This window comes from Bacillus sp. FSL R5-0397, assembly GCF_038593395.1.
Classification (GTDB): domain Bacteria; phylum Bacillota; class Bacilli; order Bacillales; family Bacillaceae; genus Bacillus; species Bacillus altitudinis.
In genome coordinates, this window is the sequence record NZ_CP151992.1 from 3,038,313 (window position 1) to 3,061,658 (window position 23,346).

Below are 23,346 nucleotides of genomic sequence, written 5' to 3' on the forward strand. Positions count from 1 at the left end.
TTCTGTTACTTCAGCTTGATGCCTGTGAAAGGATGTTCATCTCGATTCGCAGGGAAATCAAAGTCCTTCACATCTTTTTGATAAACAGCCGTCTTTTTAAAATAAGAGATTGGCACAATCGCCCCTTGATCTTGCAAGGAAGATAAGACGGACGAATAAAGTGCTTTGCGTTTGTTTTCATTAGTTGTTGATGGAATCTCTGTCATTTCTTTGATCAGCTTATCTTTATTCGGATACGCTGAGATCGCCTCTTTGAATCCAAAACCATCTGATGAGACAACGTTCATAAATGTATGCGGATCATACGGCGCTCCGTAATTGCTAAAGAAGTTCATATCAAATTTGTTCGCTTTAAACCGCTGAACCTGCGTCGCCAGCTCGACACCTTCAAGTTTGACGCCGACCCCAATGGCTGCCCATTCTGCCTGCAGTGTTTCAGCCATTGTTTTTTGAATCGATTCTGCTGAGTCATACATCATACTAAACTCAAGCGTTTTTCCGTCTTTTTCCCGTATGGTTTTTCCTTTTGGAAGCGTCCAGCCCGCTTCATCCAGTAAAGCCTTCGCTTTGTCCACATCATATTGGAAAGATTTCACCCGGATGCCTGACGTATATGGCATGTTTGTCGGCAAGATGTGATCTGCTACATCCTCTAAGCCAGAGGTTACACCTTCCACCAATGATGTTTTATTGATCGCATACTGAAGGGCGTGACGCACTTTCTCATCTGACAGCTGATCGACTTTTGTGTTCATGACAAGCTGTCTAGTGGCTATGGGCTCTGACATCTTCGTTTCATACTTGCCGCTCGCCTCTAGTTGTTTAAAAGCATCAAGGCTAATCGTTCCTTCTCCATAAAGTAAATCTACATCGCCTTTTTCAAATGCCATCACTCTTGTTTCGGCATCTGGAATGACCTTCACTTTGATTTCTTTGACCTTTGGTTTCTCTCCCCAGTAGTGGTCATTTCGTTGAAAAATCGCATAATCATCTTTTTTGTACGTCTTTAATATCCAAGGACCTGTCCCCACTGGTTTTTCGATTCCTTTTGATGTATCTCCGTTTTTCGGAAAACCTGCTTCGCCTAGGAAACGAACAGGGCGCACAACAGCTAACTCTTGAACAGTTGGATAATAAGGCTCAGTTAATGTGAGTTTAAACGTTTGCTTGTCCACTGCTTCTGTCTTTTTGATTTTCTTTATGACACCTAACCAGCTATGTACTTCTTTGTTTTTTAAAATCGCATCAAAATTCTTTTTCACAATGTTCGCATTAAATTTAGATCCATCTGAGAACGTGACATTGTCTCTAAGATGGAACGTATACACCTTGCCATCCTTGGAAACATCCCATGATTTTGCTAATTCAGGTTTAAGCTTTCCATTTTTTTGATAGCTCACCAATGGTTCGTAAATCATGGATTGGGCAAACAATTGTGATGGATTGTATATGTGCGGATTCATTTCGCCAATATCTCTTGGCCATGCCATGGTGATCATATCGGGATGATCCTTGTCTCCACCTGCTCCATTATTTGCTTGAGAACAGCCTACTAGTAAGAAGATCAGTAGGATAGGTAATATTGTATTTATTTTAATTTTCAGAAATTTATTCCAAATAAACATAAGTTGCTCCCCCTAATTGATGCTGATAATCATTTTCATTTTAAGGAGGAAGGACTCTGTTGTCAATATCATATTTGATACGAAATGACAATATACATTCCTTATTATTCCACAAATTAAGGGATTTGTTAAAAAGAGAGGCAGGCTGCTGATGAACGAGCAGCCTATGAGGAGGGTAATGCTTTCTTTTGCAGGGCGTTGTACAGTGTATCAATGACAAGCTCCTGTTCTGCGTCTGTCATGCTTGTACCAGATGGCAGGCAAAGACCTGTCTCAAATAACAACTCAGATGCAGGGACTTCATCGGCTGTTGTATAAAAAGGACAACCATGAAAGAGCGGTTGCTGATGCAGTGGCTTCCATACACGCCTTGCTTCGATCTGCTTTTGTTCTAAAGCATCTATCATCTCTACTGGAGACATCTGTACATGATGATCAATGGTGAATGTGGTCAGCCAGCGGTTTGATGTGGTTTCTTGATATTCTGGCATAAATTGAAGGCCCTCAATATCGGCTAAAGCATCTTGATAACGCTCGAAAATGCGGCGTTTTTGCTGAACACGCTCCTCTAACACTTCCATTTGTGCAATTCCTACACCTGCGAGTAGGTTGCTCATCCGATAGTTATATCCCTCCTCTTGATGTTCATAGTGTAGGGCATGTTCTCTTGCCTGTGACGCGAGAAATCGGCAGCGGTCGATGGCTGCTTCATCATCACTGACAAGCATTCCGCCTCCTGATGTTGTAATGATTTTATTTCCGTTAAAAGAGTACACACCGAACTTGCCCATTGAACCGCTTTTTCTTCCTTTATATATACTGCCTAACGATTCAGCCGCATCTTCAATGATTGGCACATCATATGCCTCACACACCGCTATGATTTCATCCATTTTCGCACTTTGTCCGTATAAATGAACGACAATAACCGCACGGGGTCTTTTCCCAAGTCGTTTTGTTTCAGCGAAGGCTTTCTCTAACGCCAGCGGACACATATTCCATGTCTCTTTTTCTGAATCAATAAAAACAGGCGTCGCTTGTTCATATAAAATAGGATTTGCACTGGCAACAAATGTGAGAGTGGAACAAAAGACCATATCTCCCTTTTGAACGCCAATGAGTTTTAAGGCAAGGTGAATGGCTGCTGTACCTGAAGACAATGCCGCTCCACTCTTCACGCCTGCATAATCCGCGACCACTTGCTCAAATTCATTTACAAGCGGTCCTAATGGTGCAATCCAATTGCTCTTAAATGCCTCCTCTATTTTCATCTGTTCTTTTCCACTCATATGAGGAGGAGATAAGTAGATTCGTTTCCTGTCTCTCATGATTTCCCACCTTCTCTTCGATCTTTGATCTCAATTGCAGGAACGCCTACGGCGACTTTCTGATCATGTATATCTCGGGTCACTGCCGCTCCTGCGCCGATCACTGCCCAGCTTCCAATGGTTCTGCCAGGTATGACAGCAGCCCCAGCTCCAATATGAGCACCCTCTCGCACAGAGACACAGCCGGTGAGCACGGCTCCCGGGGATAGGTGCGTAAAGGATTCGAGAAAGCAGTCATGCTCCACGATAGAACCGGTGTTGATAATGGCATGCTCACCAATCACTGCATCTGCTTGCACAACAGCCCTTGCCATCACAACCGTTCCTCGGCCAATCTTCGTTGACGAGCTCACAACTGCCTCTGGATGAATCAGTGTGGCAAATGCCCTCTCTTCAAATGCGAGACGTTCTTTGATCCTCTGTCTGATTTCGTTTTGCCCAATGGCAATCAGCCATTGCATATCAGGTTTTTCCTCTCTTACCTTTTGACTCATAGAAATTGGACCATAAAGAGTACCGGTTTGAGTGTCAGCCTCCTCAAATCGATCGTCTAATACAGCGCACAATGAGTAATCAGGATGCAAAAAAATCAACTCCTGAATGACCTTGCTGTGTCCGCCAGCCCCTATTAAGCCAATGGGCTGCTCTTTACGTATCGGTTCCTTTGAATTTTTCAGCTGTTGCATGATTTGGCTGCTGCACCCCTTCTGTTTTGATGACTTTCAGCAAGGTCATCCATAAGATTTTCATATCGAGCCAAAACGATTGGTGCTCTACATACCAGAGGTCATAGGTGAATTTCTCCTCCCAAGAGAGAGTATTCCTCCCATTCACCTGGGCCCATCCAGTGATACCAGGCTTCACAAGATGACGCTTCGCTTGCTCCTCTGTGTACATTTGTAAATACTCCATTAAAAGCGGTCTTGGTCCAACGAGACTGATTTCCCCTTTGAGTACATTGACAAGCTGCGGCAATTCATCAAGACTGAGCTTACGAATAAAGGCGCCGGTTTTTGTTAATCGAAGATGGTCTGGAAGCAGTACGCCATGTTCATCGCGTTCCTCGGTCATCGTCCGAAATTTATAAAGCATAAACGGCTGTCCGTACAAACCAGGCCGTTCTTGTCGAAACACCACAGGCGCTCCGATTTTCCACCGAATGAGTCCATAGATGAGAAGGAAAAGGGGGCTGCCTGCGATGAGCAGGGTCAAAGCCACGACCACATCTATTATTCTTTTCATCATTGCTTCTCCTTTCCACACTAGCGAGAGACAGATCGTTCAATAGCAGCTTGTTTCACCTTACGCATGAGCTGTATCCGCTCTTGTTTTGTTCCTGCAAATTGATACAAATAGCCTAAGTAGAGAACGAAACATATTCCGCCAATACAAAATAGCTCCCACCATCTCGTCACATCATACACAGCCTGAATACCGGCACAGATCCCCCATATAAATAGAGCCCCAAACAACGGAACGACTGTATGTTTGTAAAAGATGGTACTTTTCTGTTTCGTGATCTTGGCTGTATACAATGGGAGAAAGACGATATTTTTCATCAATAAAACAACGGCCCCTGCTGATGCAATGCCATATAACCCAAGCTGAAGTAGGTGAGTCAGTCCATAGGCTAACAGGACATTGGAACCGCCTAATATGAGTGTCACAACCGCCGGCACTTTAAATCGGTTAAAGGCAGTCGGTACATAGGTCAGCGGTAAAAACATCAACGTGAAACACAAATAAGCCGCATGAATCATCAGCAGCCATTTTAGCTCCTCAAAGGCTGGTCCAAGCCATAACAGCATGAGCGGACCGGCAAGACCTCCTAACAGAGCCGCGGGGAATGCCACAAATAAACCACTCCATTTCATGGCATTGGTGGCGTATTGAATGAGCCCCTGCTCGTCTTGATTTGAATATAATTTTGTGATCGTTGGCGCAAACACAACCGCAAGTGTCCCTGCAAGGGTGCGCAATAATAATGGAAATTGTAAAATGGCGGCATACTGTCCAGTCGCTTCTGCCCCAATCAGTAAGTTGGTCATCAATAAATCGATTTGTAAAAACAACAAAATGCCCATTTGCTCAAATGAATGCCACACCCCTGATCGAACCAGCGTGAGACTTGAAGATAAAGAAACGTACCGCCACTTAAACGAAAACCAAGGAATGAGTTTCTTAAAATAATAGAGACCCATTCCCAAAGCGGCGAAACTCCCCATAACGGCTGCAAGCGGAATATGCCAAATGGCTGGTGTCGTCACGGTAAATAACAGCACAATCACAAGTGCCCTGCCAAACATCTGAATGGCCTGTCCAACACTCGATACATATAATTTGTTCGCATAAAACGGTGCCGCCCCAATACCAGACATGACGAAATTGAGCATAAATAAAAGACCCCCTAACACAAAGGCGATCTGTGTATCTTTTGCAAGATGAGCAGGCACATGGAGCCAGTCAACCAGCTGCTGAGACATGAATAGACAAAGTAAAAAAAGACAGATGGATAAAAAAAGAGAACTGACAAAATAGGAAGCGAGATAGCGCTGCGCTTGTTCCATCTCTCCTTTATGAGCCGCAACAGAAAAAAAACGCACCACCACAGCACTTAATGAAGCCGTAATGACCGATAAATAATTGATCATATTTTGCGTCAGATGAATCAGACCAAACGCTTCCACTCCAAGTGTATGAACAATGTAAGGCGTTAAACAAACAGACATCAGCATCATCAAGAAAAACGTCATCACATTTGCACTGACATTGTAAAGAAACGCACGGTTCATGGTGATTTCACGCAGTGTTTAAGGGCCTTCATCCAACTTCCTCTCCCTTTTGTCTGCTTGTTTTCATATGCTGATGAATGGCCTTTTTCACCGCTTCCTCCGTTGGTTCCTTCAAAAGGGTCATAAACGGCAAGTGCGCTACCCATTCATATCCTTCCATGACTTTATGATCAAACGACCTGATAACAACACACGGTGTATGTGTGATCGCACAAAAGATCATGCCATGCAGTCGATCCGTCACGACGACTTGTGCCTGTCTCAACTGCGTCCATAGCGTGGATAATTCCTCTAAACGAGTCGTTCGATTCACTCGCTTACCAATGGTCGTTGTGATAAAACCAACTTGATCATACGTTTCTTTGATATGCTCCTGCAGTTGTTCTCGTTTCTCTTTCGTGAGATACGCCTCCTTATCCTCACGCAGACAAAACAGCACTCCTTTACGGGTTTGACTCTTTGATGTTTCGTCTAATGTCAGGACCATATCAGGCTGTTTCCACACCTCTTTATTAGGAAAATGCTTCTTCATCCATTGATAGGTGGTTTGATCTCTTGCCATCAAGAGAAGCCTCGGGTGTTGCTGATATGCTTGAATAGCGCGGCGTTCTTCTCTTTTCCCTCTCTTTGTTTCTGTAAAATGAGCAGTAGCGGGCAGCTGAATGACGGGATAAGACTTAAAGGCGTTCATGATAAATTGTCTTGTCCATTCTTCATATCGATATAAATCGCCCATGTTGCCCCCGCCGATAATACAGACAATGTCCTCTGGGTGCCGTGCGTGCTTCAGCGGACGTGCTAGACGATACATCTCCTGCATGTCTACTTCTATGATTTGATAGTCTGGAAAGTGCTTTTGTAGAAAACAGCAGCTGGCATAGGCAATCGCGTGATCACCTAAGTTGTCATGTGCCGGCAGCAGCGTGAGAATGATTTTCTTCTGATGACGCAGCTCTGGAAATCTTTGGCGGCTCAACCTATATTGAAGTGGATACTTGACCTTTAAGAGCAGCCACTCTGCGGCATGTGCTTTTAATTGCTGCAATGTCACACTCATCACCCCGATTTTCTCGTTTGATATTCAATCCATTTTTGATAGCTTGATGCTGCGGCAGAGAGCGGATACACCCACTGCATCCTAGCAAGGAATAAGATCATTCGCTTTCGCACAGTCAGCTTCGATGGTTCAACTTGTTTCACAGCCTTCTGAAAAGCTTCATGTGTCACCATTTCACGCATATGACCAAGCTTTTTTTGAAAGGAAAGGGAATTTTGGCTCTTCCATTCATTGAGCATACAATGCAGCGTATGATTCACGATAAAAAAATAAAAAGCCTTCTCATATGGTGTCAGCTCATCATGCTCTTTTAAAAACAAACGCTGCGCGTCATAAAACGCCAGTCCATGCTGAAAATACTGCTTTTGATATCGCTGGACAATGGATGACAAATGAACCCGGTAATAATAAAGCGGCTCATGAACAAAGGCAATGACACGTGATAAAGAAAAACAGCGCAGCGTGACATATTGATCTTCAATATTCTCAAGCTCACCTCTCAACGGAAAACGGATATGATGCTTTTCGATAAACGCCCGCCGATAGAGCTTATTCCATGAGAATCCCGTGATCTCACCATGTAATAACGATTCTATTAAACTTGTCTTATCGGCTTCCTGTTGAGCTAACAGCGTCGTCGGTATGATCCGTTTTGACTGTTCAAACTGAATCCAATATTCACTGACAACAAGATCAGCACCGGTGTTTTCGGCTTTTTGATATAAAGCCTCACAGTATTGAGGAGCGAGAACATCGTCTGAATCAACAAAGGCAAGATACGTTCCTGTTGCTTCTTCTATGCCCCTGTTCCTCACCGCTCCCAGCCCTTGATTGGTTTGGTGAATCACCCGAAATCGCTCATCACGCGCAGCAAACGCTTCAAGGATGTCTCCACTGTGATCGGTAGATCCATCGTTAATGAGGATGACCTCTATATCTGAAAAGCTTTGGTCTGCAATCGATTGAAGACACTGCTCCACATATTGACTAGTGTTATAGACTGCGACCAATAGACTGATAGCTGGCATGACAGCAAGCCCCACCTTTCTTCAAATCTACTTTGTAAAAATCGTTCGGTACGGTAAAACAGAAGAATCAAACGGCATCAGCATGATGCTGTACAAAATATAGCAAACCGCAATTCCGATATACATAAAGAAATTGGTTCGCTGGTCAAAAATCCGTGTGAAATAAGGTAGTAAAATGAGCTGATACAGACCAAAGTAAATATGAAATCTTGCATAAATGACATCCTTCGTTGCAAGGATGCCAAACAAAAATCCAAGCAAGCAAAAATTCACAATATAATCACTCTCTGGCGTCAGCTCACGAAGTCGTTTTCGACAAAAGAACGCAAGCAATAACGGTAAAATCAAGACACCAATTTTCGTCACATTCATTCCATTCGTATTCGTTGTCAGCCACTCCTCGTAATGACCATAAGAACTCCCTTGCAGCATCACCACAAACACGGAGACAAAGCGGTCATACAGAGCGGTTAAACCTAGAAAAATCATGCATAACACAAGCATCATCCAAGACCATGCCTTTGTTCTGACGATGAAATAGACTGGAATCATAATGAGTGCCGAGGAATGAAATAGCGCGCATACAAGCACGAGCGGAAAATACCATTTCCACTGACCTTTGATGACAAACTGGATGGCATAAAAAAGAATCGCTGCCACCATATACTGCCGCATGCCATTAAACGAAGCGTAATAATGAAATGTGCCGAGAAATAGCAGCATACTAAGCTCAAATGGCCGTCCATATCGCACAAGTGTTTTGATAATAAAAAAATAGGTGATGATCCCAACTGTGATATACATGATTTGCGGCTCATGTGACAGTTGATTGAGCATCCATAAGATCAATGTAAAGCCCGGATCAGTGGCGGCCTTGTCTACACCGAATCCGAAAATATGCCAAGGCTTGTCATAGTTGACGGAGAACTCATACATTTGTCCATAGGTTACAAAATCAGTTCCTACTTTGTAGCGTATGCCCGCCACAATACAAAGAAATAAAAATGGAAAAAACACCAGAAGCTTGTTCGGCCGCCAGCCGCTTTGTATGGTATCATCAGGTCTGCCATAAAATGCAGCAAAGCTCGACCATAAATAGACCATGATCATGTTCACCAAATAAACCGCCATCTGCCAATCCTTCCTTACAATCCATACACATTCATCACACGGGTGATGTTCTGTTTCACATCAAATCCTCTAAGGCCAAGCTGAGAAATAATCGTCTCCTGAAGAGGAGGGTCTGCATGGTAGGCTTCTAGTATGGCTTTCATCCACTCATGTGCTGAATCTTGCAAGGATTTCCGTTTCACAAGCCCACAACCTAAATCGACTTCCTTTGTGATATGATCTGAAATCACACATGGGAGTCCAGATGCCTGCGCTTCCACTAATACGAGAGGAAGACCTTCAAACAAAGACGGCATCACAAACACATCAAATGCTTTCATATACTGCGGAACCTCTGAGACAACGCCCGTAAACACAATGTCTTCCATTAATCCTGCTTTCACTGCATACGATTCAACCACCGGCCGGAGCGGCCCATCTCCTATGAGAACTAGCTGAAAGGAGACCCCTTGTTTTTTCAGTGTCTGCGCTAATTCGATGAAAAAAACATGGTTTTTCTGCTCATGAAATCGGCCAATATGTCCAATGATCAGTTTTCTCTCGTGAAGATGGAGGTCTTTTTTCATCTTCACCTTCGCTTCTGGCTCCAACTGAAAAAAAAGGTCCAAATCAATCCCATTTGGCAAAATGTCCACTCGTCCATCGTACATTCTTTTTTGTCCAAATAAAAAGGCACCGGCATCTTCACCGCATGCAACGAGCTGCGTAGAAAAGGCAAAGATCAATTGACGGAATCCTTTGAGCATCAAATGATCAACCCGGCTAGGAGACTGTTTCCAAGCCGTATTATGTGAATGGCAAATGCGTATCTTCACACCTGCCAGTTTCGCAGCAAGGGCAGAAAAGCCCGTTTGAAAATCTGTATGTGCATGCACCGCCTGATAAGGTCCCGTTTGCTTGATCGTCTTCGTCAACGTTTTGACAAACGTCCATGGAGAGGACGCTCCAATACTCGGGACATAAAAAATCCGCCCGCCAAGCTGACGAATTTCCTCATCGTAATCACAGACATCCTCCCGGTGGGTAATGAAATCAAATTGAAGAACATTCCGGTCGATTGCACGATAGATATTCATGATCATCGTTTCTGCTCCGCCTCTGTTCATTCCGCCCACAACATGAAGTACACGCTTTGGCTCACTCATCCCGAATCGTCCTCCTTTTCACCATAGATCCTCCAAGTTTCCGCTGATGATAAAACCTCATGATCTTTGGTGACATACAGGCACGGATGACCGGCTTAAGCGCAAAAAGATAATCAAATGGCGACAATTTTAATTGCTTGCATGCTTGTAACACAAGCCAGGCATTGTCCATTGAATATCGGAATTTCCGGCGCTGAAAGGCCGCTTCATCCTCCCTTACAAGGTATAAGGGCTCTTGCAAATTAAAGCCTTTTCTCCCCGCAGCAAAAAAACGAATCCAAAGATCGATATCTTCCATCCGTCTAGTTGTTTTTACAGAACGATAGCCATTTAAAGCCTTGTAGGCAGACGCTCTCATCATAATCGTCCCATGACAAAAAGGCGTTCCTCTTGCTAGCACCCTTCGATCAGGCTCTGAGACAAGGGCTCGAACGCCCTTCGCCCCTGACTCATCAAACACCGTCATCGCCGTACCAACCACATCATATTCTGGATGTGCTTCAAGGAAATGAACCTGTTTTTCTAATCGTGTAGACACTGATATATCGTCGCCATCCTGTCTTGCAATCAGTTCTCCATTCGCTTCAGTGAGACAACGATTTAAACTGGCGGCAAGTCTTTGATTGTGTTCGTTTTGAATGAGGCGAATTCTATCGGGATCACGCATGGTATAGTTCAGCACTTTTTCATAGGTGCCATCTGTTGATGCATCATCACATATGATGAGCTCCCAGTTTTCATAGGTTTGACGGAGAATCGATTCAATGCTTTCTTCTACTGTCTCTTGGCAATTGTAAACACCCATGATAATCGATACTTTCGGCTGACGCATGCTCACATCACCTTCTCTTTTTGGTCCATATACGTTGTGTAAATTTCCTCCATTGCACTTACCGTCTGCTCCTGTGCAAATGCGTGAGCCATAGAACGTCCCGCTTTCCCCATTAGGTGAAGCTGGTCCTTTTTATGGTAGAGCTGTTGTAAATAAACGGCTAAACCATTCACATCATGCGGTTTGACTAAAAAGCCGTTCACTCCATGTTTGACGAGCTCACAATGCCCTCTATTTTCTGTTGCAATCACCGGCTTTTCAGCAGACATCGCTTCAAGAAGATTCATCCCAAGTCCTTCTCTCAAGCTGGTTGATACACATACATCGCTCATATGCATCCAATCTTCGATGTGTTTGCAAAATCCCGCAAACTGTACATGTTCCTCAAGATTCAGCTGACAGACCAGCTTTTCATAGGACGACCGACTTGTCCCTTCTCCAGCAAATACAATTTTCACATGTGGTATATTCCGATACACCTGCGCGCAAGCTTTGATGAGCATTCCTTGATTTTTATTGTCATTTAATTCACCAGCACACAGCACGATAAAATCTTGCGTGGTAAAACCATATGCTTTACGAAGGCGGTCTTTTTCTTTGTCATCAACTGGTGCAAATCGCTTCATATCGACACCCATACCGGGAACATAATGCACAGCCGCCTTCTCTTTTGACAGACGATCGGCTCTTTCATAGTCTTCTCCATTAATGGTGATGAGTGCATCCGTATATTGAACGAGCCATCTCTCAACTGGATAATAAAGCAGCCAATTTTGAAGCGGTGCCCCCTTCCAAAAGTGAAACCCATGCGCTGTGTAAAGAACTTTCGTCCCTTTTTTGCGCGTCCCTTTGGCCGCTAGCCTGCCAATGACACTCCCCATCGGTGTGTGACAATGGATGAACTGATAATGCTCTTTTTCTAACAGCTTTTTCAGCTCCACATAAGCAAGTCGGTTGTGCAAATGAAAAGGGGAACGCTGAATCGGAATGGAATGCGCTTGATCTACATACGGCAGCTCCAGCTGGCCATTTGCCGCTGTATGCACTTCCCATCCTTGTTCCTGAAACCATCTGAAATACGGGAGATGGAATGCCTTAAAATGATAATCAACCGTTGCGCAAAACAAGACTTTTTTCTTCATTAGCAAGTGGCTCCTCCTCTCGTTGCATCGGTTCAGGCAATACATCATGCGACTCAATGGCGGCAAACAAGGCCTGTCTTAATTGATCGTCACTCATCATATTAAATTCGTGAATAAAGCGGTTCAGCACATACGGATCTCCATCCAAGGCATGGCCGATATGGATTTTCGGGAAAATTTGCTCCTGTGCTTTTTCATGCTGGTTGAGTAACTCCTCGTACATTTTCTCTCCGGGACGAATCCCCGTAAATGTGATTGGAATCTGGTCTGTGGTGTAGCCTGAGAGGTGAATGAGGTTTTCTGCGAGGTCGACAATTTTGACTGGCTCCCCCATATCTAAAACAAAAATCTGTCTTCCTTCTGCTAGTGCACCAGCTTGAATAACAAGCCTTGATGCTTCTGGTATCGTCATAAAATATCTTGTCATGGCTGGGTGCGTGACAGTCACTGGCCCGCCTTTTTCAATTTGTTTTTTAAAGATCGGAATGACGCTCCCCCTGCTTCCGAGTACATTCCCAAACCGGACGGCGACAAATTTCGTTTCACTGCTTGCCCCCATTTGCATAATCACCATTTCAGCAAACCGCTTTGTCGCTCCCATCACATTGGCAGGGTTGACCGCTTTGTCAGATGAGATGAGGACAAATGTTTCAACTCCGTGCTCATGTGCAGCTTCTGCCACATTTTTTGTCCCGATAATATTGTTTTTCACCGCTTCTTTCGGGCTGATTTCCATGAGCGGGACATGTTTATGCGCAGCGGCATGATAAATCATATCCGGCTGAAAATGACCAACGATTTCACTCATTTTTTGTTTATCTTGAATATCCGCAATTTGTGGATATAGGCTAATGCTGTCTCCATACAATTCTTTCAGCTCTAGTAAAATAGAATGAATGCTAAATTCTCCATGTCCCACAAGCACAATCGCCCGAGGGGAAAATACACAAATTTGACGACAGATTTCTGACCCGATAGACCCGCCAGCTCCTGTCACCATAATCGTTTTTCCTTTTAGGTGAACGGATAGACGGCTTGTATCTAATTGAATCGGCTCTCTTCCAAGCAAATCCTCTGGCTGTACATCCCGCAATTGATTCAGCGCATGGGTTCCTTTTAAAATCTGTTCCATTTCCGGCATAATCTGTGTTTTGATTCCAGTCGCTACACATTCCTTATACAGTCCTTTTAATGTGTGACTGCTTTTGGATGGAATAGCGATAATGATTTTTTGAATATCCATCATCGCAACAGCCGTTTGAATATGTTCTTTTCCCCCAAGAACAGGCAGCCCCATAATTTCAAGCTTATGCTTTGTTTTGTCATCATCAATGAAAGCGACCGGCTCAATATGTACATCACTCGACTGCTGAAGCTGACGAACGATAATGGTCCCGGCTGATCCAGCGCCAATGATTAGTGCCCGCTCCTTTTCAACTTGAAACCGCTTGGCACCATCATGAAACAGCCTGGATGCCATTCGTGATGCACCGATGAATAACACATGGAAAAGCCAGACAATAAATAAAAAGCGAAATGGCCATGTCTGCACAAAAATGTACAGCATCGTCATAGAAAATAAAAATGAACACGCAAAAGTCTTCATTAAAGAAAATAGCTCTCTAACCCCTGTATAAGCCCATACTTGCTTGTACACGTGAAAAATATACGAAAACAAATGGTGCCCGATCAGTAGACTGAGCGAAGAAATGACGAGCATTTCAAATGTATATACGGTTAACGCTGCCTCTTGGACAAATTGAAAGCCAAAAAAGACGGCAACTAAAATGAGATATGAATCTAGTGCCACGATGATTGATAATCTTTGGGCGTAAGTCAACGCTCCTCCCCCTTTTTAAAACATCACTATTCTTACGTAAAATGGGCATCAAACCCGTCCTCACATCCCACTACCGATGACGAGCATCTAAGGCATATGTCATGCCCACAGCAGGATCGAGTGCCTCCGTTGTTAAAGATTAGGAGACATCACCTATCAATCTCTTTAATACATATAGTGCCTTCCCTTTTTCACTTTCTTGCCATTTAGCATCGCCCCAAGCAGTTTCCCTGTCGTACCCTCTAATACTTCTTTTGATTTCTTCACAGCGGCAATCTTCGTTTTACCGCTTAAAACCACAAGAATGCTTCCATCCGTCCGGTTTGCTAATATTTTGGCATCGGCTACAGGTAGAAGCGGTGTGGAATCAACAATCACCATGTCATACTGCTGCTCAATCTCGTAAAATAGCTGCTTCATCACAGAGGAGGAAAGCAGTTCAGCGGGATTTGGCGGAATGGTCCCACTCGGAAGCAGCTCTAAATGCTCAATCGGTGTAGGCAAAATGGCTTCTTCCAAACTGCAATTATTTAATAGCACATTGGTCAATCCGGTGTGCGGACTCAGATCAAAATATTCATGAATGGCTGGTTTACGTAAATCAGCATCCATGAGCAAGACCCGTTTTTTCTGCTGTGCAAAAACAGCTGCCAAGTTTGCAGCCGTAAATGATTTTCCTTCCTTCGGCAAGGAGGATGTGACCAATATCGACTTCAACCTCGTTTGAATCGACGTGAATTCGATGTTCGTTCGGATCGTTCGGAATTGTTCCGCAATGACAGAGTGAGGATTTAATACAGAAATACAGGATAAATCTCTTTTTTCTCGTTTTTTCCTCTTAAAAATCAATGTTCTGTCCTCCCGTTATGACGGACTGCTTGTCTTTTTTTGCCCTCCTGTCTGCCTGCATCTGATAGACACTGCCGAGCGATGGCAATCCGATCTCTTCTCTTATTTGATGTGTTCGTTTCACCGTATCATCGAGTAAATTCATTAAGAAAATGAGTGTCATTCCCCCTAATACAGAGGCGCCTAGTGCCAGAACGATGTGAACGAATTTACGTGAGTTCATCAGTATCGTGTTGGACAGCTTGGCTTCAGACAAAACATTAATGCGATCCATATTCATGGTTTTTTTGATTTCTTCTTGCAGCACCTCTGTGGCTGTATTCGCAATGGCTACTGCCTTCGCGCGGTCCTCGTCTTGTACAGAAATATTTATGACCTCTGACTCATTTTCTGTACTTGTGGCAATTTTGTGTTTTAATCCTTCCGCCGATTCTGTAAGATTGAGTGTTTCTTTTACTTTTTCAATAACGATTGGACTTTTTAATAGGACTTGAAAGGTACGTGTATATTGAAGGTTCATCTGAATATCGTTTAAATTCGTTTGTGCATCACTGCTTCGTTTATGAACAAGAATTTGAGTGGTTGCCTGATATACAGGAGTCGAGACATAGAACTGATAGTAGGCTGAAATGCCCGTTACGATCAGGACAATCAGGATCAGAAGGGCCATTTTCTCTTTTATGACAGAAAACAGCTGCTTAAAACCTATATTCTCATTCATAGATACCTCCCGATTTCATCATAAAAAGGTTATATATGGTTTCTTTTTGTTAATGATTGGATTATAAAAGATAATACCCGCAAAGAAAAATGTCATAATAGGTCTTATAGTTCTTTTTAAAGAACGAAATCGTTCGTTTTCTTTTGTTTACTTCCTGTTTCTTACGTTTTTGAATTTTATAAAGAACAATTTATTTCTTATAATGAACGAAAAGGTCGCAGAACGATTCGCCGGGGAGAAGGGAGATCATATATCGAATGATAGGAAAGGTGATACGCATTTACCGAAAGAGGAAAGGATACTCAATCCAGCAGCTGGCTGAAGATGCCCATGTCTCTAAATCGTATTTGAGTAAAATTGAGCGTGGTGTCCATCGTAATCCATCTGTCCAGTTTTTAAAAAAGGTATCCTCATCACTAGACATTGATTTACAAGAGCTGTTTGATGCAGAAACGATGATGTTTCATTACGCTGAGGGCGGTGAACAAGAGTGGCGGGATCATATCGTTCATGCCGTCCAATCCGGCATGCCTAAAGAAGAACTGTATCAGCTGCTCCAAACCTACAGAAAGGAGCAGGAAGGAAAGACGTTACATGTCCATCATAGAAAGCTGACCGACTCAAATATGTCAGAATGGAAGCGTCTCATGAGTGAAGCAAAGGCCATTGGCTTAACCATCGAGGAAGTGAAAGCGTTTCTTACCAATATGGGAGAACACCGGGCGTAAGCCACTGAGATCAAACCAATTTGCGGGGAGAGGCGCTTGTCGCTTCGATGAAATAGAGCCTTTTTATATGAAAAGGCTCTTTTCAGTTTATGGACAAAGGGCTAAAATGAACTTATTTTAGCCCTTTGTCTTCTTTTCAGCGTGATAGAAAACCTTTGCAGTCTAGGAAGGGCGAGCACCAGCGCGCAGGACTGACACCGAATGCGAGGGTTTGTCTACATCTGAGAGCCTTTTTGCATGAAAAGGCTCTGTTTTCTGCTATTCTTCTTTTTTGGTTCGAGCTTTTTTCGTAATATCATTGTTCTTCCAATAGGCCCATAGTGATGTGATGCCAAGAAAGGCTAACGTAATGAATTGCTGCACACCTTCTTCATCAATTGGAATTGGGCTTTTTCCTGCAGCAGTGAGAGCGCTGTTCACAAGTGCCAATAAAAGCAGCACAAGCCTCGCAATAGTGCCTGCACTAATTTTTTGAACCTTCAACTGTAACCCCTCCCCTTATCCTTTCATACGGGCGATACTGCTCGTTCCCTCTCATATGTATGCAAAAAGCGAATGAATAGAAGAACGAATCAAAAAAAGAGACATCATTCCTAGATGCGGAATGATGCCTTGATTTATGTGCTGTTTATTTAGAGAACATCTTTTTTGCTTCATCCATTGCCATTTTGTTGCCTAGAGCTGAATAATCTAACCATGGCTGATCGGCAATCGGATACACTTGGTTTTTCTTCACGGCTTTTAGGCCTTTCCAAATTGGCGTCTGTTCTAACTGTTTGAATGCCTGTTGCGCCTTATCATCACGGTTCACGACGACAAAAATAGCATCTGCATCAAAGTCAGGAAGCACTTCTTGAGAAATGACTTCAAATGGACGTTTGCTGTCCAGTTTTTTCACACCATCTACAGGTGTCAGTCCTAAATCATCGTATAAAATTGGACCCATCGGACGTTTCATACTAAATACTCGAAGCTCTTTTGCTGTTACACGAATCGCCATCACTTTTCCATTTCCAATCTTTTTCTGGATGAGTGATTTGACTTCTTTAGCTTCTTGATTGTAGTCCTTAATATATTGATCGGCTTCTTTTTCTTTATTGACGAGCTTGCCGATTTTTTTCAAATGATCACGCCATGTGCCATCATTTAAATTAAACACTTCGGTTTTGGCGATTTTCTTGTATTTTGATAAGTCTTGTCCAGCCAGTTCTTCATCGACGTAAATGACATCTGGTTTTAAAGCAAGCAATGACTCCATATCAGGATCTGCTGCGATGCCCAGCTTTTTCGTTTGGCTAAGCTGCTTTTTCGCATGTGGAAGGAAATCTTTTAAGTCTCCCCCTACAACAGAGCCAGCAGGTTTTATCCCGAGTGCTAATAAGTCATTTGTTAAATGAATCGACAAGGACGCAATCTTAGGTGTTCCGTTTTCATCTTGATTTGTTGTCTTCTTTGTTTCCTGTTGACCACAAGCGGCCAGAATCAAGAAACAGAGCGTTAAACCAAACACAAGTACTTTTTTCATGATGAGTTCCTCTTTCTTATTTTGTTTTTGTTAGTAAATAGAGAAAATAAGGTGCTCCGATAAAAGCCACAACCACACCCGCTGGGATGGCATTTGGGGCAAATATGGAACGTCCGAGTGTATCAGCACTGACCAAAATCAACAATCCAAGCAAAGCGCTCACTGGTAAAAAATATTGGTGCAGTGAGCCGACAAGACGCCTTGCCAAATGAGGTGCAACAAGGCCAATAAAACCAATTCCGCCTGTCATCGATACACTTGCACTCGCTAGACCAACAGCTAAGGTGAGAAGAAAAAGTCGTTTGCGCTCTACACGTACTCCGACACTTGAGGCGACGGCATCACCTAATGTTAACGCATTGAGTGTGCTGGACTGCATGAGCGTAAGCGGGACAAGACATACGATCCAAGGTAGGAGCGCAAGCACATGAATCCAGTCTCTTCCCCATACATTTCCCACAAGCCACCTTGAAGCGAAGGTGTATGTATCTTCATCCAGTTTCAATGACAAATATAACGTCAATGCACTAAACCCCGCAGCTACGGCAATTCCAACAAGGATCAGCCGGATAGGCACAAGCCCTTCATGCCTGTCGTACGCAAGAAGAACGATGACTGCCGCCGCAAGCAGACCTCCACCAAACGTAAAGAGCGGAATGAGTAAAGATGGATTTCCTTCTAGTACGTGAAAATACGTCACAAAGATGATTAAGCCGAATGCGGCTCCTGCATTCAGACCAATAATCCCAGGGTCAGCCAGTGGATTGCGGGATAAACTCTGCAAAATGCCACCTGCAATACCTAGACCTATTCCAGCTAGTATCGTCACGACGATTCGAGGCAGACGATAATCAAACAGCACCGTCTCACTTTGGAAATCTCCAAAGCCAAATAACGTTTTGACGACAACGAGAGGACTGAGTTTCAGCGTGCCGGTATTTAAACTATACAGCACGACAGCTGCACTCAGACAAAGCAAAACGGCTGTCACGACAAGAGCACGCCGTTTCTCTTTCATGACAGGTTCCTCCCTTCTTTTCTGGCAATATATAAGAAGAAAGGAACACCAACAAGTGCCACCATGACGCCAATGGCAAGCTCTCTTGGCGGATTTACTGTCCGGCTGGCAAGATCAGCGAAGACGAGAAGCATTGCGCCTAAAATCGCTGACATCGGAATGACGAAACGATAATTGACCCCAACCAGCTTTCGTGCAATATGCGGAATGACAAGCCCGACAAACCCAATAGACCCAACCGCCGATACAGAAACGCCTGCCAGCAGAACCGCAGCTGCCATACCTAGTATTCGCACTTGCCGGGTTTTCACCCCTAAATTCGCAGCTACATCTTCACCAAGTGATAATAACGAGAGGGATCGTCCTAATAACATCGCCCAAACGATGACAATGAGAATGACTGGAGCAAGGATCATCAGCTGCGGCCATTTGACACCTGCCACACCCCCTGCATACCAAAAAGCCAGATCCTGACTGAGATCAAAGTAAATGGCGATACCCGAGCTTAGCGCATGCAGCAATGCGGCAACAACAGCTCCAGCTACAGTGAGCCGAAGTGGGGTCAGCACGCCGCCAGCCGCCCCAATGGCAAAGATCAGCAGTGTACTGAGAACGGCACCAAAAAAAGAAAATAACATCAATGCCGAATAAGGCATTCCTGGAAAAAAAGCAAAACAGAGAGCGACTACAAACATCGCACCGCCGTTAATGCCTAATATCCCCGCATCTGCCAGCGGATTTCTTGTAATGCCTTGCATCAGCGCACCTGCCACAGCAAACGCCGCTCCAACAAGCGCCGCTCCTAGCACACGAGGAAGCCTTAATTCATGAATGATCTGCTGCTCTGTCACATGAGACTGATAGTCAAACACAGCTGTCCAGACCGTTTGCAAAGACAATGACTTTGCACCGTAGGAAACAGCCAAAAACATAGCCGCCAATAAACCAATGACAGCGAGAAAAAACAATAAAAAGAACAAAATAGGTGATGATCGTTTTTGTTGAGATGTTCGCTTATCCGGCAAAATCGGTGTCATCCTTTTCTTCATTAAAAGTCAGTTTGAAAATGAGAATCATAATCATCAAAATTATAGCTGTCAGCCTCTGAAAAATCAATGTACGGCTCATTTTTTTAATTATTGAAGGTATGTGTAGACGGCAAATAAGAGAATTCTTTCCTTCTGCTTTTTCTCGTTCTGAAAAACCTATCAATTTTTACAGTATTTTAATAGGAAAATAGTTGACATTCCGCATGAAAATCCCCTAAAATTACAAAAGTAAGTCAAATGTTATAAAAATATTACAAACAGATGTCAAAGGAATAAAGAATGACCCGTCATGAGAGGAGAATTGAAAGTTGTGTCAGTAAAGGGAAAATGGAGTATCATCCTATTTGCGCTTGCCATCGTCATTGGAGCAGTTGCATTCTTTCAAAATCAGCAAGCAAGCGGTACAGAGAAGAAAAATGTGAAGCAGGATACGAATTATAAAAATGTTGAAATTGTCACTCTTGTAAATGACGGGAAGTTTATGAGATATGCGGTGAACTATCCACTTTTTCATCAAAAAAAGCTAGATGACAAGATTCAAAGCTATGCGAATTCAGCATTAGAGCATTTCAAAAAGACATTTAGTGAAGCAAAGGACATTGATGAAAACAAACGGTTTGAACTGAATATTGACTATGACATGGTGCACTATGCAAAACAATCTGCGGCCATTTATTTTACGACCTACACGTATACAGGTCAGCAAAATGGGACCACTCATCACGTCACAATCAATTTCGATTTTCAGAAAAAAGACTTTCTTGACACAAAAGATTTATTTCAACCAAAAAAGGACTATTTGAAAAAATTATCCTATATTACATACACGGAGCTTAAAAAAGATAAAACCTTGTCTAAGGATCTATCACTCCTTCAAAAAGGAACAGCCCCTACTGATCAAAACTTCAGTCAATTCGCCTTAAAAGAGAAATATATAGAGTTCTATTTCCCAGCTTCTCAAGTAGCCGCAAAGGACTTAGGTCCGCAAACGCTGGCGATCAAAAAGACGTTGCTAAAAGATATCTTGAAGCCGGAATATATGAATAAGACCAAAAATCAGAATGAAATCAAAGAACCGAATCCAAAAAGAAAAGCCGTCAAGCTGCCGCAAAAGCCAAAGCTTGATCCGAATAAAAAAGCCATCGCACTCACATTTGATGATGGTCCAAACCCAGCCACAACGTCAACCATTTTAGCAGCGCTGAAGGAAAATAAAGGACACGCCACCTTTTTTGTATTAGGAAGCAGGGTTCAGTATTATCCTGGAATGCTTGCCGACATTTTAAAGAGCGGAAATGAGATCGGAAACCATTCATATAACCATCCTTTATTAACGAGACTCCCTCTAAAAGAAGCGGTCAAACAAGTAAAAGACACGCAGAAGCTGATTGAAAAGGCCAGCGGTTATACTCCTACGCACTTTAGACCGCCATATGGAGGAACAAATCCCGACATCAATCAAGCGGTGGGCATGAACGTTTCATTGTGGGATGTCGATCCTGAGGACTGGAAAATTCGTAACAGCCAGCAGATCACAAACCATGTTCTCTCACATGCAGCAGATGGCAAAACCGTACTCATGCACGATATTTATGACAGCTCTGCTCGAGCAGCAGTGAAGATCATACATGAACTCACCAAACAAGGCTACCAGCTTGTCACAGTCAGCGAACTTGAACAATTGAAAAAAGAACGAAACGAACAGACCCCTGTGCAGTAAACACAGGGGCTTTTTTTTATGACTCTAACAACTTCTTTCTTTTTAACAATGCTTGAAACGTCTCTTCAAGCTCACGAGAAGGCTCGATGCTTAAACGACTGAGCACTTCAGACAGCTGCATATCAATCAGCAGGAGCTCTTCTTCTTTCTTTGTAGCAGCTGGCTTTTCTTCCTTTTGTTTATATTCTTCATAGGTGCCATCAAAGCGTTCAATGGTACCCTCGTGCACATGAAGAATACGAGTAGCCACCTGCTCGATGAGCCTCCTGTCGTGGGAGACAAACACAACTGTGCCCGGGTAATCTTTTAAAAGTCCTTCAAGCGCTTCTACTGCCGCAAGGTCTAAAAAGTTCGTCGGTTCATCAAGCATCAGAACATTGGCATCACTGACGAGCAACTTTGCAAGCATCGTCTTCACCCGTTCCCCGCCGCTTAATACGTTCGTCAGCTTATACACATCGTCTCCCCGAAACCCAAGTCTCGCTAAAACGGTGCGAACGATCGTCTCATCTTGAATCGCCTGTTCCAGTTCATTTTGTAAGATCGATTCATCTAGATTCAGTCCTGAAAGATCTTGGCTGAAATAACCAATCTTCACGGCTTCTGAACGAAAAATCCCGGGATGTCCGTTTACAAGCATTCGAAGAAATGTCGTTTTACCGCTCCCATTCTTCCCAATGATCGCGACTTTGTCTCCGCCTCTCACTTCAACATTCGCCTTTTTCCAAAGGACTTTATCTCCTGCCATGCCATCTACATGTTCGACACGAAAAATGGAGCGGCTTGCCACTTCCTTCATGGTGTGCTGCGTCATTTGAAGAGGCTGGACTTCCTTTACCTTCTCCACCTTTTCTAATTTCTCCATTCTTGTTTCAATAGATTTGGCTGTTTTTTGAAGCTTTTTTTGCTTGTTTGCATAATAAGGCTTTGCAATTTTAGGCCCCGAGGATTTCAGCTTTGGAGATGGCTTTGTCGCTTTGTCGGCTTTTTTCATTTTCTTTTGCAGTGCATGTTCTAACTGTTTTTTCTTTTGGGTATACACCTCGTACGCCTCCACGTGCTGGCGATGTTCGAGTTCTTTTTGCCGGGCAAAATCGCTGTAGTTGCCTTTGTATAGTTTGAGCTTCCCATCTTTCAATTCCCAAATGTCTGTACATAACGCATCTAAAAAAGCACGGTCATGCGAGACGACAATCAGAGCACCTTGATGATGACGAAGCTTTTCTTCTAGCCACTCAATATGCTCCGTATCTAAATGAGTCGTGGGTTCATCGGCTAATAAAAGGGCAGAAGGCCGGCTTAAAGCTCTTTCAATATAAGCTTGTGTCATCTCTCCACCACTTTGTCTGCCATCTCCTGTCTTTAGTTGAGGAAGCAGCGTACAAGTTGTAGTATGTGCAAATGTGCCGCTGTCTGGTTTTTCCCTCCCCGCTAGTACATGGAGCAATGTCGTTTTCCCACTGCCATTTGTCCCTACAAGGCCGATTCGGTCCCCTTGATGAATGGCAAGCTCCTCTATATCAAATAACAAACGATCCTTTCGAAATACTTTTAATTGGTGGGCTCTCAGTAACATCCAACCCTCTCCTTTCGTATCAGGAGACATGAAAAAGCCTCCCATTCTCAGAATAGGAGGCAAAATGGTGTACAAAAATAAGCGTATCGATACAGAATGACATGCGGTTCATCAAATGAGCACACATATCCCCCGTATCCATCACTTCAATCTTTGATTCCCAAGCTGTACCATCCTATTCCGAAGCTAAAAAATGAAAACGCAGCAAACATAGCAACACATATCGTTTGCTCACTGCCT

The 23,346-nt window shown here is 43.5% G+C and carries 21 protein-coding genes; 2 read left to right on the forward strand and 19 right to left on the reverse strand.

Annotated features, from left to right (window positions below; all coding sequences use genetic code 11):
- Window positions 1–5: 5 nt before the first annotated feature.
- The 14 genes from nikA to NSQ70_RS15745 all read right to left on the reverse strand — a co-directional run bounded on the left by nikA (window position 6) and on the right by NSQ70_RS15745 (window position 15,490).
- Window positions 6–1,625 carry a nickel ABC transporter substrate-binding protein gene (gene nikA / locus NSQ70_RS15680; protein WP_342502263.1) on the reverse strand — a complete coding sequence of 540 codons (1,620 nt, stop codon included), beginning with the start codon at window positions 1,623–1,625 and terminating at the stop codon, window positions 6–8.
- A 164-nt stretch (window positions 1,626–1,789) separates the two neighbouring features.
- On the reverse strand, window positions 1,790–2,953 hold the full coding sequence (locus NSQ70_RS15685; protein ID WP_342502264.1) for a DegT/DnrJ/EryC1/StrS family aminotransferase: 1,164 nt from the start codon (window positions 2,951–2,953) through the stop codon (window positions 1,790–1,792).
- Window positions 2,950–3,639, reverse strand: a complete 690-nt coding sequence (locus tag NSQ70_RS15690) for an acetyltransferase (protein WP_096881875.1) — start codon at window positions 3,637–3,639, stop codon at window positions 2,950–2,952. Before NSQ70_RS15690 ends, NSQ70_RS15685 begins: the two co-directional genes overlap by 4 nt.
- Entirely contained in the window at window positions 3,602–4,195 is a 594-nt protein-coding gene (locus NSQ70_RS15695) for a sugar transferase (RefSeq protein WP_017359198.1), read from the reverse strand. The genes NSQ70_RS15690 and NSQ70_RS15695 overlap by 38 nt, the downstream gene beginning before the upstream one ends.
- A gap of 20 nt (window positions 4,196–4,215) precedes the next feature.
- The gene (locus NSQ70_RS15700; RefSeq protein WP_096881876.1) at window positions 4,216–5,745 is read right to left on the reverse strand and encodes an MATE family efflux transporter; all 1,530 of its coding nucleotides are present in this window, start codon (window positions 5,743–5,745) and stop codon (window positions 4,216–4,218) included.
- 28 nt (window positions 5,746–5,773) lie between these two features.
- Window positions 5,774–6,802: a polysaccharide pyruvyl transferase family protein gene (locus NSQ70_RS15705; RefSeq protein ID WP_327871920.1), complete on the reverse strand. Its 1,029-nt coding sequence runs from the start codon at window positions 6,800–6,802 to the stop codon at window positions 5,774–5,776.
- Window positions 6,802–7,830 (reverse strand): glycosyltransferase, encoded by a 1,029-nt coding sequence (locus NSQ70_RS15710; RefSeq protein WP_045034024.1) that lies wholly within the window; start codon window positions 7,828–7,830, stop codon window positions 6,802–6,804. Before NSQ70_RS15710 ends, NSQ70_RS15705 begins: the two co-directional genes overlap by 1 nt.
- Before the next feature lie 27 nt (window positions 7,831–7,857).
- The gene (locus NSQ70_RS15715; RefSeq protein WP_100324763.1) at window positions 7,858–8,961 is read right to left on the reverse strand and encodes an EpsG family protein; all 1,104 of its coding nucleotides are present in this window, start codon (window positions 8,959–8,961) and stop codon (window positions 7,858–7,860) included.
- Window positions 8,962–8,975: 14 nt separating this feature from the next.
- Window positions 8,976–10,106, reverse strand: a complete 1,131-nt coding sequence (locus NSQ70_RS15720) for a glycosyltransferase family 1 protein (RefSeq protein ID WP_326377673.1) — start codon at window positions 10,104–10,106, stop codon at window positions 8,976–8,978.
- On the reverse strand, window positions 10,099–10,938 hold the full coding sequence (locus NSQ70_RS15725) for a glycosyltransferase (RefSeq protein ID WP_178897340.1): 840 nt from the start codon (window positions 10,936–10,938) through the stop codon (window positions 10,099–10,101). The genes NSQ70_RS15720 and NSQ70_RS15725 overlap by 8 nt, the downstream gene beginning before the upstream one ends.
- 2 nt (window positions 10,939–10,940) lie before the next feature.
- The gene (locus NSQ70_RS15730) at window positions 10,941–12,080 is read right to left on the reverse strand and encodes a glycosyltransferase family 4 protein (protein WP_113766929.1); all 1,140 of its coding nucleotides are present in this window, start codon (window positions 12,078–12,080) and stop codon (window positions 10,941–10,943) included.
- On the reverse strand, window positions 12,046–13,920 hold the full coding sequence (locus NSQ70_RS15735) for a nucleoside-diphosphate sugar epimerase/dehydratase (protein ID WP_024719856.1): 1,875 nt from the start codon (window positions 13,918–13,920) through the stop codon (window positions 12,046–12,048). The genes NSQ70_RS15730 and NSQ70_RS15735 overlap by 35 nt, the downstream gene beginning before the upstream one ends.
- Window positions 13,921–14,085: 165 nt before the next feature.
- A complete protein-coding gene (locus tag NSQ70_RS15740) occupies window positions 14,086–14,769 on the reverse strand; it encodes a CpsD/CapB family tyrosine-protein kinase (protein WP_008347761.1) in 684 nt (227 codons plus the stop codon).
- Window positions 14,759–15,490 carry a Wzz/FepE/Etk N-terminal domain-containing protein gene (locus NSQ70_RS15745; protein ID WP_342502265.1) on the reverse strand — a complete coding sequence of 244 codons (732 nt, stop codon included), beginning with the start codon at window positions 15,488–15,490 and terminating at the stop codon, window positions 14,759–14,761. The genes NSQ70_RS15740 and NSQ70_RS15745 overlap by 11 nt, the downstream gene beginning before the upstream one ends.
- A 257-nt stretch (window positions 15,491–15,747) precedes the next feature.
- On the opposite strand from NSQ70_RS15745, the gene NSQ70_RS15750 reads away from it, so the two are divergent.
- Window positions 15,748–16,218, forward strand: a complete 471-nt coding sequence (locus tag NSQ70_RS15750) for a helix-turn-helix domain-containing protein (RefSeq protein WP_007500131.1) — start codon at window positions 15,748–15,750, stop codon at window positions 16,216–16,218.
- Between the two features lie 258 nt (window positions 16,219–16,476).
- Here NSQ70_RS15750 and NSQ70_RS15755 read toward each other — a convergent pair whose 3' ends face one another.
- From NSQ70_RS15755 to NSQ70_RS15770, 4 genes are all read right to left on the reverse strand, one after another.
- Window positions 16,477–16,701: a phage holin gene (locus NSQ70_RS15755; protein ID WP_008347764.1), complete on the reverse strand. Its 225-nt coding sequence runs from the start codon at window positions 16,699–16,701 to the stop codon at window positions 16,477–16,479.
- 145 nt (window positions 16,702–16,846) lie between these two features.
- Window positions 16,847–17,743, reverse strand: a complete 897-nt coding sequence (locus NSQ70_RS15760) for an iron-hydroxamate ABC transporter substrate-binding protein (RefSeq protein ID WP_007500130.1) — start codon at window positions 17,741–17,743, stop codon at window positions 16,847–16,849.
- 16 nt (window positions 17,744–17,759) lie between these two features.
- On the reverse strand, window positions 17,760–18,761 hold the full coding sequence (locus NSQ70_RS15765) for an iron ABC transporter permease (RefSeq protein ID WP_025208010.1): 1,002 nt from the start codon (window positions 18,759–18,761) through the stop codon (window positions 17,760–17,762).
- Complete coding sequence (locus tag NSQ70_RS15770; RefSeq protein WP_025208011.1) at window positions 18,758–19,786, reverse strand: iron ABC transporter permease; 1,029 nt, start codon at window positions 19,784–19,786, stop codon at window positions 18,758–18,760. The genes NSQ70_RS15765 and NSQ70_RS15770 overlap by 4 nt, the downstream gene beginning before the upstream one ends.
- 334 nt (window positions 19,787–20,120) lie before the next feature.
- On the opposite strand from NSQ70_RS15770, the gene NSQ70_RS15775 reads away from it, so the two are divergent.
- Entirely contained in the window at window positions 20,121–21,530 is a 1,410-nt protein-coding gene (locus tag NSQ70_RS15775) for a polysaccharide deacetylase family protein (protein ID WP_041091297.1), read from the forward strand.
- Between the two features lie 16 nt (window positions 21,531–21,546).
- Here NSQ70_RS15775 and abc-f read toward each other — a convergent pair whose 3' ends face one another.
- A complete protein-coding gene (gene abc-f, locus NSQ70_RS15780; RefSeq protein ID WP_342502266.1) occupies window positions 21,547–23,106 on the reverse strand; it encodes an ABC-F type ribosomal protection protein in 1,560 nt (519 codons plus the stop codon).
- Window positions 23,107–23,346: the final 240 nt, after the last annotated feature.